Annotated in this window: 12 protein-coding genes; 6 read left to right on the top strand and 6 right to left on the bottom strand. The window is 59.6% G+C overall.

Going from position 1 to position 13,496, the window contains the following annotated elements:
• The first annotated feature begins 100 nt into the window (after positions 1-100).
• From EQM14_RS15450 to EQM14_RS15435, 4 genes are all read left to right on the top strand, one after another.
• The gene (locus EQM14_RS15450) at positions 101-313 is read left to right on the top strand and encodes a hypothetical protein (RefSeq protein ID WP_128744056.1); all 213 of its coding nucleotides are present in this window, start codon (positions 101-103) and stop codon (positions 311-313) included.
• Positions 301-1,317: a tRNA (adenosine(37)-N6)-threonylcarbamoyltransferase complex transferase subunit TsaD gene (gene tsaD, locus EQM14_RS15445; RefSeq protein WP_128744055.1), complete on the top strand. Its 1,017-nt coding sequence runs from the start codon at positions 301-303 to the stop codon at positions 1,315-1,317. Before EQM14_RS15450 ends, tsaD begins: the two co-directional genes overlap by 13 nt.
• A gap of 162 nt (positions 1,318-1,479) precedes the next feature.
• Entirely contained in the window at positions 1,480-3,243 is a 1,764-nt protein-coding gene (locus EQM14_RS15440; protein WP_128744054.1) for a phosphoenolpyruvate carboxykinase (GTP), read from the top strand.
• Between the two features lie 220 nt (positions 3,244-3,463).
• Entirely contained in the window at positions 3,464-4,843 is a 1,380-nt protein-coding gene (locus EQM14_RS15435; protein WP_128744053.1) for an NCS2 family permease, read from the top strand.
• A gap of 58 nt (positions 4,844-4,901) precedes the next feature.
• On the opposite strand, the gene EQM14_RS15430 is transcribed toward EQM14_RS15435, so the two are convergent.
• Together EQM14_RS15430 and EQM14_RS15425 are read right to left on the bottom strand one after the other, a co-directional pair.
• Positions 4,902-5,507 carry an exosporium glycoprotein BclB-related protein gene (locus EQM14_RS15430; RefSeq protein WP_128744052.1) on the bottom strand — a complete coding sequence of 202 codons (606 nt, stop codon included), beginning with the start codon at positions 5,505-5,507 and terminating at the stop codon, positions 4,902-4,904.
• A 328-nt stretch (positions 5,508-5,835) separates the two neighbouring features.
• Positions 5,836-6,357: a BclA C-terminal domain-containing protein gene (locus EQM14_RS15425; RefSeq protein WP_128744051.1), complete on the bottom strand. Its 522-nt coding sequence runs from the start codon at positions 6,355-6,357 to the stop codon at positions 5,836-5,838.
• Positions 6,358-6,529: 172 nt separating this feature from the next.
• On the opposite strand from EQM14_RS15425, the gene ymfI reads away from it, so the two are divergent.
• Positions 6,530-7,255: an elongation factor P 5-aminopentanone reductase gene (gene ymfI, locus EQM14_RS15420; RefSeq protein WP_128744050.1), complete on the top strand. Its 726-nt coding sequence runs from the start codon at positions 6,530-6,532 to the stop codon at positions 7,253-7,255.
• A 96-nt stretch (positions 7,256-7,351) separates the two neighbouring features.
• Here the strand turns inward: ymfI and EQM14_RS15415 are convergent, their stop codons facing one another.
• The 4 genes from EQM14_RS15415 to EQM14_RS15400 all read right to left on the bottom strand — a co-directional run bounded on the left by EQM14_RS15415 (position 7,352) and on the right by EQM14_RS15400 (position 12,227).
• On the bottom strand, positions 7,352-8,323 hold the full coding sequence (locus tag EQM14_RS15415; RefSeq protein ID WP_128744049.1) for a type I phosphomannose isomerase catalytic subunit: 972 nt from the start codon (positions 8,321-8,323) through the stop codon (positions 7,352-7,354).
• A 183-nt stretch (positions 8,324-8,506) separates the two neighbouring features.
• Positions 8,507-10,963, bottom strand: a complete 2,457-nt coding sequence (locus EQM14_RS15410; RefSeq protein WP_128744048.1) for a DsrE/DsrF/DrsH-like family protein — start codon at positions 10,961-10,963, stop codon at positions 8,507-8,509.
• A 25-nt stretch (positions 10,964-10,988) separates the two neighbouring features.
• A complete protein-coding gene (locus tag EQM14_RS15405; RefSeq protein WP_128744047.1) occupies positions 10,989-11,561 on the bottom strand; it encodes a TlpA family protein disulfide reductase in 573 nt (190 codons plus the stop codon).
• A gap of 12 nt (positions 11,562-11,573) precedes the next feature.
• On the bottom strand, positions 11,574-12,227 hold the full coding sequence (locus tag EQM14_RS15400) for a cytochrome c biogenesis CcdA family protein (RefSeq protein ID WP_128744046.1): 654 nt from the start codon (positions 12,225-12,227) through the stop codon (positions 11,574-11,576).
• A gap of 179 nt (positions 12,228-12,406) precedes the next feature.
• Between EQM14_RS15400 and EQM14_RS15395 the strand changes: the two genes are divergently transcribed.
• A complete protein-coding gene (locus tag EQM14_RS15395) occupies positions 12,407-13,288 on the top strand; it encodes an NAD(P)/FAD-dependent oxidoreductase (RefSeq protein ID WP_128744045.1) in 882 nt (293 codons plus the stop codon).
• Positions 13,289-13,496: the final 208 nt, after the last annotated feature.

Genomic DNA, 13,496 nt, shown 5'->3' with positions numbered 1-13,496 from the left:
GCAGGGAGCGGACGGCCGGTTAAGACGGGCGGGACGGTACCGGGATGCTTCCGAACGCGGGGAAGAGATGTTTTGTCCTATGAAAAAAGGGGGATTTGCCATGTCGAAAAAAGAGGCCCGGCTGCTGGCGCTGGCCTGCACGTTTATCGGGATCGTCGTCGGATTCCTGATTGCGCCGATCAAGGCCGGAACCACCGTGAGCTGCGGCAACAACAATACGATTGAGAAACCGGCAGACAGATGGAAAAAGCGCCGGCTGGAAAGACGTCCCGCCGTTCGGGAGGAGGAACCGGAGGACCCATGCGAATTCTAGGAATTGAATCCTCCTGCGACGAAACCGCCGCCGCCGTGGTGGACGACGGCAGGACGATCCTCTCCAATGCGGTGGCTTCTCAGGTGGAAGAACACCGGCTGTACGGCGGAGTCGTGCCTGAAATTGCGTCCCGCAGGCACTGCGAGGCGATTTCAGGTATCGTGCAGAAGGCGCTGGACGACGCGGGGACGGATCTGAACGGGATCGACGCCGTTGCGGTCACTTATGCCCCCGGGCTGATCGGCGCGCTGTTGGTCGGCGTCAATTTCGCGAAGGGGCTGGCCCTTTCGGCGGACAAGCCTCTTGTGCCGGTGCATCACCTGCGCTCCCACATCGCGGCGAATTACCTGACCCACCCGGAGCTGGAACCTCCGTTCCTGTGCCTGGTGGTTTCCGGAGGTCACACGCACCTGATCGACGTGCGGGGCTACACCGGCTTTCGTGTGCTCGGCCGCACCCGCGACGACGCCGCGGGCGAAGCGTTCGACAAAGCCGCGCGCGCGATGGGCATGCCGTATCCCGGCGGGGTGGAACTGGATAAAATTGCCGAGAGCGGCAATGATAAGGCGTACCGGCTCCCGCGGCCTTCCGTGGACGGCGCGCCCTTTGATTTCAGCTTTTCCGGCCTGAAAACCAATGTCATCAATCTGCTGCACAACGCGGAACAGCGCGGAGAAACGGTTTCGATTCCGGACCTTGCGGCGTCCTACCGCAGGGCCGTCGTCGACTGCCTGGTGAGAAACGCCCTGCTGGCGGCAGAGCAAACCGGGGCCCAAAAGCTGGTCACGGCGGGCGGCGTTTCGGCCAATTCCCTTCTGCGCCGGGAGCTGCGCGCGCGCTGTGCCGAGCGCGGCCTCTCCTTTTACTGCCCGCGGCTTTCCCTCTGCGGCGACAACGGGGCCATGGTCGCGGCGCAGGGGTACTATGAATTTGCCGCGGGAAATATCGCCGGTCCGGACCTGAACGCCTGTGCCGAGCTTCCGGTGGAATTTTCTCCTGTATAATCTTTGCAGGAAATTTACGAATGTTATTCATTTTGCACGAAATAAAACCATCAGACTGCCAATATTTCATTCCCGGGCATGTCCGGAAAGATTGATTAATAAAAATTGTTGTATTATAATAGTAATATATTCAATTGGCCATTGGGCCGAAAGGAGAGGCATATGACTCAGAACCAATCGGTGTTGGAATGGATCGAAAAAATGAAGGCGCTTGTCACTCCGGACAAAGTTCTCTGGATTGACGGAACTCAGGAGCAAATTGAATTATTGAGAGCCGAAGCTTGCAAAACCGGCGAAATGATCGAGCTCAATGAGGAAAAGCTGCCCGGTTGCTATCTCCACCGCACGGCGGTCAACGACGTGGCGCGCGTGGAAGGACGCACCTTTATCTGCTCCCGCAAAGAGGAAGACGCGGGGCCGACCAATCACTGGATGGAGCCGTCGAAGGCCTACGAAATGCTGTACGGCATTGCCAGAAACAGCTATCGGGGCCGCACGATGTACGTCATCCCTTATTCGATGGGACCCGTGGGCTCGCCGTTTTCAAAGATCGGCATCGAGCTGACGGACTCTATTTATGTTGTTTTGAACATGTGCATCATGACCCGGGTCGGCACGGAGGTTGTCAAAGCGCTCGGCAACAGCGGTGAATGGGTGCGCGGCCTCCACTGCAAATGCCAGATCGACGAGGAAAAGCGGTACATCTGCCATTTCCCGGAGGACAACACCATCATTTCCGTCAATTCCGGTTACGGCGGGAACGTCCTGCTCGGCAAAAAGTGCTTCGCGCTGCGCATCGCCTCCTACCTTGGCAAAACCGAGGGCTGGATGGCGGAACATATGCTGATTCTCGGGATTCAGAATCCGCTGGGCGAGATCAAATATGTTGCGGCGGCGTTTCCGTCTGCGTGCGGCAAAACGAACCTCGCCATGCTGATTCCGCCGGAGTTCTACCGCAAAAAGGGCTACAGGGTCTGGACGGTCGGCGACGACATCGCCTGGATGCGCGTCGGTCCGGACGGCAGGCTGTGGGCCGTCAATCCGGAGAACGGATTCTTCGGCGTGGCGCCCGGCACCAACGAAAAGTCCAACCCGAACGCGCTCGCGACGACGAAATCCGGCACGATCTTTACAAATGTAGCGCATAATCTGGACGACAACACCGTCTGGTGGGAGGGCCTCGACCACAATCCGCCGAAGAACGGGATGGATTGGAAAGGCCGCCCCTGGGATGGGACAACCAGCAAGGAAAAGGGCGCCCACCCGAACAGCCGCTTCACCGCGCCGGCCAAGAACTGCCCGTGCGTCAGCCCTGAGTTCGACAGCGGCCGCGGCGTCCCGATTTCCGCGATCATTTTCGGCGGGCGCCGCGCGCACACCACTCCGCTGGTGTACCAGTCCAGGGACTGGAACAACGGCGTGTTCGTAGGTTCCATCATGGCCTCCGAAACAACCGCCGCCGCGACCGGCGCCGTGGGCGTCGTGCGCCGCGACCCGATGGCCATGCTGCCGTTCTGCGGCTACCATATGGGCGACTATTTCAAGCACTGGATCGACATGGGCGCGAGGCTTGGCGACAAGGCCCCGAAGATCTTCAACGTCAACTGGTTCCGGCTTGACGAGCAGGGCCACTTTATCTGGCCGGGTTTCGGTGACAACCTGCGCGTGCTCGAATGGATCATCAGGCGCTGCGAGGGCAAGGCGGACGCGGTGGATACCCCGATCGGCTATGTGCCGAAAGCGGACGACATCAATCTGACGGATCTTGACATGAATATCGGCACGCTGCAGTCGATTCTTGATGTGGACAAAGCGGAATGGCGGAAGGAAGCCGACGGGATTGAGGAATTCTACCAGAAATTCGGCGAGAAGCTCCCGCCGGAAATCAAAGCGGAATTGAATAAATTAAAAGATCGGCTTGCATAGGCTCAGGTTAAACCAGGCGGCATTCCAGGCATGGATGCCGCCTTTTTTGACTTAATTTTCGATATTTCATAAAAAGTATGAATAAATTATATCAGAATTTGAAATTTTGTGTAAATACCACATTGCTTAAAAAATAATTACCCGGTATACTTATTTTATAATTGAAACGGGGCCCGGCGACTGAGTCGGGCAATTTCTATTTTTATGGAGGAATTCGAACATGGCAGACAGTACATCGTCGGCGATCCATCCCAAGGGCGACTTTTTCAACCTGAAGGGGAACGGCACGGACGTCCGCACGGAGATCCTTGCGGGGCTCACCACATTTTTCACCATGGCTTATATCATTTTCGTCAATCCGGCCATTCTGGGCGACGCGAAGATGGACAAGGGCGCGGTGATGCTGGCAACCTGCATCGCATCGGCAATCGGCACCCTGATGAGCGGCCTTCTGTCGAACTATCCGCTGGCACAGGCTCCGGGCATGGGGCTGAACGCGTTCTTCGCCTACACGATCTGCGGCACTTACGGCTTTTCCTGGAGGGCCGGGCTGGCCGCGGTTTTCATTTCCGGCACGCTTTTCATTCTGATTACGGCGAGCGGCATCCGTGAGAAGATCGTGGACGCCATTCCGCTTTCAATGAAAAGGGCCATCAGCGGCGGCATCGGGCTGTTTATTTCGATTGTCGCGCTCAAAGGCGCCGGGATCGTCGCGCCGAGCGAATCCACCATCATCACGCTCGGGAACTTTACGGCTCCGTCCACGGCGCTTGCCCTGATCGGAATTTTCATTACGGTGCTGCTGGTTGTTTACGGCGTGAAGGGCGGCCTTTTCATCAGCATCGTTGCCACCAGCCTCGTTGGCGCCGTCATGCAGTTCGGTTTCGGCGCCAACGTCGGAATCGCCAAAGGCCTCTCGACCGGCAGTTCCCTCGCGCCGACTTTCGGACAGTTCCTGAACGGATTTCCGGAACTGCTCCATACAAACGAGGGCTTTGGCGTGGCGCTCTTCTCGCTGATCGCGGTTCTTATCTCCCTGACCATGGTAGACATGTTCGACACGGTCGGCACGTTGTACGGCACGGCGGGAAAAGCCGGTTTCCTCACTCCGGAGGGCAAGCTGCCGAACGCGACGCGGGCCATGATGGCCGACGCCATTGCGACCGCGGTCGGCTCGGTGTTCGGGACCTCCACGGTGACGACCTATGTGGAATCCAGCGCGGGAATTTCAGAAGGCGGAAAAACGGGCCTGACGAGCGTGACGACTGCCATCTGTTTTATCCTCGCGATTTTCCTTTCCCCGTTCCTCGGGTTTATCCCGGGCTCCGCGACTTATCCGGTCCTGCTGATTGTCGGCGTGATGATGATCGGGGGCGTGAGGGATGTCGACTGGGACGATATGGAGACCGCCATTCCCTGCTTCCTGACCATTGCCATGATGCCGTTTGCCTACAGCATTTCGGAGGGCATTGCGTTCGGGAGCATCAGCTACTGCTTCATCAAGCTGGTGCGCGGCAAAGCGAAAGAGGTCAGCCCGATCCTGTATATCATCGCGGTGCTGTTTATCATTCGCTATGTTTTGGAATACGTTCATTTTTAGACTGTGCGTACCAAAAAAACCTCGTTCCATTTCGGAACGAGGACTTTTTTTAGTGAAATTAGTTGATGGAAATTCCCGCGCTGGCATGCCCCCAGACCGTGTTGATCGAAGTGATGCCCAACGCGGATGCGGAGAAGACCATTAGAAGCCTTGTCTGCGCGGTGACGGGAACGGCAAGGCCGCTCGTGATGCCGCTCACGGGAGTCCCGATGGGGACCGTGCCGCTCAGTGCCGGCAGGCTGACGAAAGCCCCGGGAACCGGCGAGAATGTGTTGTTTACGATCGCCGAGCTGTACAGCTGGGCGGTGATCACGAGGGAGGTGCCTGCTAGGGAGAGCGCCGCCGTTGTGCTGAAGAAGGCGGCGACGGAAGTGACGATCCCGCTGCGCGGCATGGAGAACGCGAAGTTGGCAAGATCCGATAAGTCGATGGATCCGAGAAGGAAGGCGCCGGGCGCGCTCACGCCAAAAGCGACCAGCCCGACAGTACCGGGCGCGCCCCCCGCCACCGTTGTCAGAGTGACCGGCGTGCCGGAAGCGAATGGAATGATTGCCGAGGAACCGGCCGGTCCGGCTGTTCCGGCCGGGCCTCTCGGACCGATCGGTCCCCGGGGTCCCGGAGGGCCCGCCGGACCGGGGTCCCCCGTGAACCCCTGAAATCCCATTGGACCCCGCGGCCCGGGAGGCCCGGGAAGTCCCGGAGAATTCGAAGGACGCGAAGGGCTGAAGCGCCCGCCGGTTCCCAAAATGGCCGGGGCGGAATTTTCGGCCGCGTTACGGCCGCTGCGGTTTGAAAAACCATGATTGCAACCCAAAAGATCCCCTCCTGCTGTCAGACGGATATACCGGTAAGCAAACGGTACACCTTTTCTACCATTCTATGTAATCAATTCTTTTCTGCCAATAAAAAATGAAGATGCAGGAACGGAATTTTCGCGCAAGGGTATAAAAAGGCTTCCCACTTCCGGCATGCCGGAACCGGGAAGCAATCTTTTAGCAGGAAATGCGAACGGCTGTAATGCTGGCGAAGGAAACAGTCGAAGCGGCGCTCACCGTCAGAGAGACGATTCCGCCGGCAGGGACGCTGACAATCGCCTGGCCGCTGTAGCCGGTGTCCGTGGTTGTGACCACTGTTGAACCGGCGACTTGGAACCCGTTGAGGGAAAGGCTGATTGTGGTGCCCGCTACAGGAGCGGTCAGGGAAATCTGGTATTGAATCAGATAGATACCCGGCTTGGAGAACAACAAGGCCCCGTTGGAAAGGACGATGTCCGGAGTGGAGCTGCCAGCCCCGAAGACCACGCCGTTACCCGCTGCAACGGCCTGTGATGCGGTGGTGTAATAAAATGCGTAGGACGGAACCCTGGGATCGCAAACGGGAGGAGTGGGGGGGCAGGGACAGGGACAGGGCGGGCAGGGATCAGGCGGGCAGCACGGGCAGCACGGCTGGATCGGAACGAACGCGGGGATCACCCGATGGCACGGGTTGAGATCATTATAACTAAAACAGCTCAAGAAAAAGCCTCCTTTTCGCAAAGACTGAAACGGCCGAAATAGACCGTTCTCTGTATATACTATGCGGGAAAAGAGAATTTGTCTGCTGCACGATCGTTTTCCGCGTGCCTTTTTGCGTCCGTTATGGTACAATAACCTGAAAAGCGGAGAAAGCGGAAGGGCGGAGGAACGCATGAAAAAAGCGCTTGTTACGGGGGCCTCCGGCGGAATCGGGCGGGCGGTGTCCGCCCGGCTCGCCGCCGAAGGCTACCGGATGGTGCTGCACTACCACAAAAACGAGAAGCGCGCGCGCAGCCTGCTGGAAGAGCTGACGCGCGCTCACGGCGGGGAAGCCGCCGTTCTGGCGCGGGCGGATCTTTCCGATTCCGCTCAGGTGGCGGAACTGTTCCGCGCCGCGGGAAAAGTCGATCTGCTGGTCAACAATGCGGGCATTGCCCAGCAGAAGCTGTTCACCGACCTGACGGACCGCGACTGGGACGAAATGTTCAATGTGGATGTGCGCGGCGTGTTCCTTTGCTGCCGCGCCGTCCTTCCGGCCATGATCCGGGAAAAGAGCGGCTGCATCATCAATATTTCATCCATGTGGGGGCAGGTCGGCGCATCCTGCGAGGTGCATTACTCCGCCGCCAAGGCAGCCGTCATCGGCCTGACGAAGGCTTTGGCCAAGGAGGTCGGCCCTTCCGGCATCCGGGTCAACTGCATCGCCCCCGGGGTGATCGCCACGGAAATGAACGCGGGTTTTTCCGGGGAAACGATGGAACAGCTTCGGCGGGAGACCCCGCTGTGCCGGATCGGTTCGCCGGAGGATATCGCGCAGGCCGCGGCGTTCCTCGCATCGCCGCAGGCCGGGTTTATCACCGGCCAGGTGCTTGGGGTCAGCGGCGGAATGGTGATCTGACCATCCGGGCAGCCCGCCGGCGGGATAAGCTGAAGCGCTTTAGCCGGTAATGGCGGGACGGGTTCGGGTGCCGCCCGCTGAGCGGCGCCGCACGCCTTAGACCTCGGTGAGGAGGATTTCGCAGTCGCCCTTGACGGTATAGCGGCCGAATCCCGCGGGAATGAAGATGCTGTCCCCTTTTCCAAACGGGAGAAGCGCCCTGCCGCGGTCCAGAAGCACCGCGTCGCCGTCCAGACAAACAAGGGACTGAAAGCTCTTTTCGCCCGCGCACAGCGTGTATTCCGTAATTTTCATGTGGGTGACGGTAAAATATTCACAGGAGGAAAGCAGCTGCCGGACGCACCCGGGTTCCGCGATTTCTTCTCCCTGCGGGCCGACGGGGCGTTCGGGCCGGCAGCGGCGCGTAACGTCGAGCGCCTGCGGAATGTGGAGCTCGCGGGGCTTCCCGTCGGCTCCAAGCCGGCCGTAATCGGAGATACGGTAGGTCAGGTCGGAGTTCTGCTGGACCTCGGCGATCAGGATTCCGGCGCCGATGGCGTGAAGCGTGCCGGATTCAATCAGCAGGACGTCCCCGGGCTCCACCATGACCTTGTTGAGGACTTCGGGCAGCGTGTTGTTTTCGATCCGCTCGCGGAATTCTTCCTTTGAAATCTCGTGATCGAAGCCATAGTAAAGGAACGCGCCCTTCTCGCGGCCGATGACATACCACATTTCGGTTTTTCCGGACCCGCCCTCATGCGCGCGCGCGTACGCATTGTCCGGGTGAACCTGAATGGAAAGGGCTTCCTTCGCGTCGATCAGCTTGATCAGCACGGGAAAATCCGGGAATTTTTCGCAGTCCGTGCCCAGAACCCTGCGGCCGGCCCTGCCGATATATTCCGCGAGGGTCAGGCCCCTGCATTCGCCGTTTGCGATGACGGCCGGGCCGTTCGGGTGGCAGGAAAGGACCCAGCTTTCCGCGACCTTCCGCGCCGCGCTGTTCTGATGATATTCGGTTCTCAGCCGGGTGCCGCCCCAGAGGTAATCCTTGCAGGCGGCGTTCAGGCGGATGGGATACGGCGTATTCATTTTTATCACTCCTCACAACAAGATATAACGTATGTTGAGACTCTGTTTTCAAAGATATCTACGAAAATTATACCCCGTTTCATGGGAAAATACAATTTGATCCATTGGGAAGAATCCGTGAAAAGAGCCGCTTGCCGGACGGGATTTCCGGTAAGCGGCCTCTCTTTTTTGCTCTGTCCTCCGTCAGATGAACAGATTGGTGTCGGACTGCTCCGCGGCGCCCAGGAAAGTGGCGACCCCGGCGACTTCCACTCCGTCGATCAGCTCTTCCCTGCGGATTCCCATGATATCCATGGACATCTGGCACGCGACGATCCTGACGCCGGAGTCGATGGCGGACTGAAGAAGCTCTTCCAGGGAAGAGACGTTTTTGCGCTTCATCACGCCGCGGATCATCTTCGGTCCCATGCCGAGCATGTTCATGCGCGAAAGACCCAGCTTTTGCGTCCCGCGCGGCATCATGGCCCCGAACATCTTCTCCATAAAGTCTTTTTTGACGCCGACGCGGTTGCTTCTGCGCAGAACATTCAGCCCCCAGAAGGTGAAGAACATGGTGACCTTCCGGCCCATGGAGGCCGCTCCGTTCGCGATGATCAGCGAAGCGATCGCCCGGTCCAGGTCGCCGCTGAACACGATGATGCTTTTGTCGCTGCCGCCCGCGGGCTGCGCGGCCGCGGGGGAAGCGGGGGCGTATTTCTGCACGCGTACCTCATAGGCGGCGCCGTCCCGCTTTGTTCCGAGCAGGCGGTTCCCGGTCCGTTCGCACCAGACGCCGATGTCGGAGACGAATCCGGGGTCCGTCGCGCGGATGCGCAAAATCTCGCCCTCTGCCGCCGCTTTGACCGCCTGCGCCGTTTTCATGATCGGTCCGGGGCACTGCAGGCCGCAGGCGTCCACCTCGATTACGGTTTCATTGCCGGAAAGAGGCAGGTCGCAGGACTTTGCCGGTCCGCCGCCTTTTTTCATGCCGATGCAGTCGGTCGGCGAGGGGGCGTCCGGTTTATCGTGCGCGTCGCGCCAGGTCTTGATGCCGCCGCTCAGATTGTAGCAGTCAAACCCGTGCTGCGTCAGAATGCGGCACGCGACATAGCCGCGCAGGCCGACCGCGCAGTACGCGTAGACCGGTTTGTCCTTCGGCAGCTCGGAAAGACGGCTTCTTAGTTCGTCGACCGGGATATTGACGGCGCCGTCGATCATTCCGGTCGAGGCTTCCTCCGGCGTGCGGACATCCAGCAGCGTGACCCTGCCGCGGTCCAGGCTGTCGGTGTCTTCGGCGTAGAACGGCCTGACGTCGCCGCGCAGAATGTTGGCGGCGGTAAAACCCAGAATGTTCACCGGGTCCTTGGCGGAAGAATAGGGCGGCGCATAGCACAGCTCCAGCTTTTCCAGATCGTAGACCGTGCCGCCGAAATGAATGGCTGACGCGATCACGTCGATGCGCTTGTCGGCGCCCGCCGCGCCGACCGCCTGCGCGCCGTAGATTTTGCCCTCCGGCGAGAACAGCAGTTTCATGCTCAGCGGAACGGAATTCGGATAATAGGAAGCATGATCCGCCGGATGCACGTAGGTTTTCCGGTACGGCAGCTTCTGTTCCTTCAACTGTTTTTCGTTCAGGCCGGTGGATGCCGCCGTCAGGCCGAACACCTTCAGGACAGAGCTGCCGATGACGCCTTCAGCCCTGACGGTGCGGGCTCCCAGCACGTTTTCGCCCGCCGCGCGGCCCTGCCGGTTGGCCGGACCGGCCAGCGCCAGCAGGGTTTCCCCGCCGGTGAGGGCCTGCCGGACCTCGATCGCATCGCCGACGGCGTAGATGTCCGGGTCGCCGGTCCGGAACATGTCGTCGACCTTGATGCTGCCTTTGATTCCGAGCGGAAGCCCGGCATCCTTTACGAGGGTGCTGTCCGGCGCGACGCCGATGCTCAGAATCACCAGGTCTGCGGGAAGCTCCGTTTTGTCGGACAGTTTGACCGTGAGCCGGTCCTTTTGTTCAAAGCCCTCCACGCCGGTGTTAAAGCGGAGCCTGACGCCGTTTTCGCGCAGATGCCGGTGCAGGATCGCCGCCATTTCCGGGTCCAGCGGCGCGACGGCCTGCGGAAGGAACTCGACGATGGTGACGTTCAGCCCGCGCTCCTTCAGGTTTTCCGCCATTTCCACGCCGATGAAGCCCGCGCCGACCACAACGGCACTCCGCGCGCGATGCCCCGTGATGTATTCGTCGATGCGGAATGTGTCCGGAACGGTCCTCAGGGTGAAAATGCCGGGCAGATCAATGCCGGGAAGGGGAGGCCTCTTCGGGTTTCCGCCGGGGGAAAGAATCAGTTTGTCATAGTTCTCCTCGTATTCGGAACCATCCGCGTGGTTCAGGACCGTAACGGTCTTCTTTTCGCGGTTGACGGCGGTGACTTCGCTTTGGACGCGCACATCGATGTTGAACCGGCTGCGCAGGGTCTCCGGCTTTGTGACCAGCAGCCGGTCTTTGTCCTTGATGGTGCCGCCGATGTAATACGGAAGTCCGCAGTTTGCGTAGGAAACGTATTCCCCCTTCTCAAACAGAATGATCTGTGCGTCCTCGCTGAGCCTGCGCAGCCGGCATGCCGCGCTCGCGCCTCCCGCGACGCCTCCGACAATCAGTATCTTCATATCTGAATACCCCTTTCGTGTGATTTTAGGATTTGTCGTCCCGGATCAGTTCGATCCCTTTTTTCAGCGTGTCCTTGTCCATGGCGCCCGACTGCCCTCCGGCGACCGTCCCGTCCGCCCGGATGAAAACGGTCGCCGGGATGCCCGTCAGCCCGTAAGCGGACACCGCGTCCTGGTCCAGGTCGAAATAGGCGGGGAAGAGGTAGCCGTTCTCTTTTAAAAATGCCTCGCCTTTTTCCTGAGTTTCCTGCCGCCCGTCGGTCCAGTCTACAAAGAGGAATTGCACGTTGCCTTTTTCCTCTCCGTAAACTTCATTGAATTCGGGCATCTCCTGTTTGCAGTAGTAGCACCAGCTTGCCCAGAAGTTGAGAACGACCGGTTTTCCCCGGAAATCCGACAGGCGGACGGCTTTTCCGCCCGCGTCGTACACGGTGAAGTCCGGGGCCGCCGTGGCGGAAGAAGCCGCCTGGGAATCCGTGCCGGGAAGCTGCGTTTCAGGCCGGTATCGGGCGGAAAGCCCGGTGTAGGCAAAGTAGGCCGCAGCGAGAGCAGCGGCAAAAGCCGCGGTCAGCAGGAGTGTTTTCAGCTTTCTGTTCATGGCTCTCCCTCCTCAGGACAGCGGGACCAGCAGGCCCGCCGCGGTCAGAATTCCCACAAGGACCAAAAGGACTCCGGAAGCCGCCGTCACGGCCCGGTAATGGCGCTTGATCCAGTCGAACGAACGCTTCAGCCGGTCGATGAGCAGGGCGGCGGCCACAAACGGGATGCCGAGTCCCGCCGAATACGCGAACAGCAGGGCAATGCCCTGCGCGCTTGCGCCGCCCGCCGCCGCGAGCATCAGCGCGGAGCCGAGAAACGCGCCGACGCAGGGCGTCCATCCGATGGAAAACGCGGCCCCGAACAATGCGCAGCGGAAAAATCCGAGCTGCTCCGGCCGGTACCCTGAAACGCGGCTGCGGTTCAGGAAGCCGATCTTCAGGACTCCCATGAAATGAAGGCCAAACAGGATCATCACGGCCCCGGCGATCCATCCGACCGCTCGGGAGTGCTGGCGGACCGCCGCGCCGAACGTTCCGGCGAACGCGCCGAGCGCAAGAAAGACGGAGGTGAATCCGGCGGCAAACCCGAGCGCGTTTTTCAGCGCCGTTTGTTTGGAGGAAGAGTCCTGCCCGGCGAAGAAGGACGCGTAGGCGGGCAGCATGGGAAGCAGGCAGGGGGAAATGAAGGTGACAAAGCCTTCGAGAAAGGAAATCAAATATTCCATACAAAATTTCTCCTGCCTTTCCTTTTTTTAATTACGAGTATATAATAATCGCAGCATCTTATTTTTTCCGTGACAAAATCACACAGAGTTAAAAATTTAACTTTAACTTTGTGACGGCGTCACGGAAGGAACGGATAAAGAGAACTATGATAGACAGTAAAAAGATCGGAGGAACAGTCATGCCTGACGTGATTATCATGGGAGGCGGCCCCGCCGGAGTTTCCGCCGCACTGTATACGGTACGCGCAGGGCTTTCCACGACGATCCTCGCCTCCGGGGCGGGCGCGCTGGAAAAGTCGGACAGGATCGAAAATTATTACGGGTTTGCCGAACCGGTTTCCGGGCGGCGGCTTTTGGAAAACGGGATCGCGCAGGCAAAACGCCTCGGCGCGCGGATTGTGACGGATGAGGTGGTCGGCCTCTCCTGGGACGGGGAATTCCTGATTTCAACCAAGCGGAGCGCCTATCGCGCGCCGTTTGCCGTCATGGCGACGGGGGCTTCCCGCAGTACGCCCAAAATTTCCGGCCTGACGGAGTTTGAAGGGAAGGGCGTCAGCTACTGCGCCGTGTGCGACGGCTTCTTTTACCGGAAAAAACCGGTCGTCGTATTGGGCGCCGGCGATTACGCGCTGCACGAGGCGGCGGAGCTGCTTCCGGTTGCGTCGTCCGTCACGATTCTGACGGACGGGAAAGAGCCGCAGGCCGCGTTTCCGAAGGAAACGGCGGTGGAGACCCGGAAGATCGCGAAGCTGACCGGGGAAGGAACGCTTCACAGAATTCGGTTCGAAGACGGAACGGAGCTTGAAACAGCCGGCCTGTTTGTCGCGGTCGGCGTGGCGGGCAGCGCGGATCTCGCGCGGAAGGTCGGGGCTCAGGTCAACGGCGTTTCGGTGGCGGTGGACGAAAAGCGCCGCACGAACGTGCCGGGCTTGTACGCGGCGGGAGACTGCACCGGCGGATTGCTTCAGATTTCCAAAGCGGTGTGCGACGGGGCGCTGGCGGGCACCGACATCGTCAGGGAGTTCCGGCAGCGTGCCGCCGCACCTTCAGCCCGGATGTAAAACGTCTTTCGCGCCTGCGGCGGCCATGACAAAGGACTTTTTCCGGTTATAAGCGTATCATTCCCATCGGGAGCGCTCTGTCACAGCTTTCCGGAAAGCCCGTCGGGACGGAGGAAATTGCTCTCACTGCGGGCGCGTTATCGCATTATTTTTCATATGTGACAATGTTACGGAACTTTTTCCCTCTCCTTCATACAATACAGCAGAA

This window comes from Caproiciproducens sp. NJN-50, assembly GCF_004103755.1.
Lineage (GTDB): Bacteria > Bacillota > Clostridia > Oscillospirales > Acutalibacteraceae > Caproicibacter.
The sequence above is the reverse complement of the archived record's forward strand: the minus strand, read 5'-3'. Positions and strand labels throughout refer to the sequence as shown.

Bases quoted from the DNA above. Each gene is read 5' to 3' on its own strand.
- EQM14_RS15450 (WP_128744056.1), top strand. From the start codon at position 101: ATGTCGAAAAAAGAGGCCCGGCTGCTGGCGCTGGCCTGCACGTTTATC.
- tsaD (WP_128744055.1), top strand. From the start codon at position 301: ATGCGAATTCTAGGAATTGAATCCTCCTGCGACGAAACCGCCGCCGCC.
- EQM14_RS15440 (WP_128744054.1), top strand. From the start codon at position 1,480: ATGACTCAGAACCAATCGGTGTTGGAATGGATCGAAAAAATGAAGGCG.
- EQM14_RS15435 (WP_128744053.1), top strand. From the start codon at position 3,464: ATGGCAGACAGTACATCGTCGGCGATCCATCCCAAGGGCGACTTTTTC.
- EQM14_RS15430 (WP_128744052.1), bottom strand. From the start codon at position 5,507: ATGGGATTTCAGGGGTTCACGGGGGACCCCGGTCCGGCGGGCCCTCCG.
- ymfI (WP_128744050.1), top strand. From the start codon at position 6,530: ATGAAAAAAGCGCTTGTTACGGGGGCCTCCGGCGGAATCGGGCGGGCG.
- EQM14_RS15415 (WP_128744049.1), bottom strand. From the start codon at position 8,323: ATGAATACGCCGTATCCCATCCGCCTGAACGCCGCCTGCAAGGATTAC.
- EQM14_RS15410 (WP_128744048.1), bottom strand. From the start codon at position 10,963: ATGAAGATACTGATTGTCGGAGGCGTCGCGGGAGGCGCGAGCGCGGCA.
- EQM14_RS15405 (WP_128744047.1), bottom strand. From the start codon at position 11,561: ATGAACAGAAAGCTGAAAACACTCCTGCTGACCGCGGCTTTTGCCGCT.
- EQM14_RS15400 (WP_128744046.1), bottom strand. From the start codon at position 12,227: ATGGAATATTTGATTTCCTTTCTCGAAGGCTTTGTCACCTTCATTTCC.
- EQM14_RS15395 (WP_128744045.1), top strand. From the start codon at position 12,407: ATGCCTGACGTGATTATCATGGGAGGCGGCCCCGCCGGAGTTTCCGCC.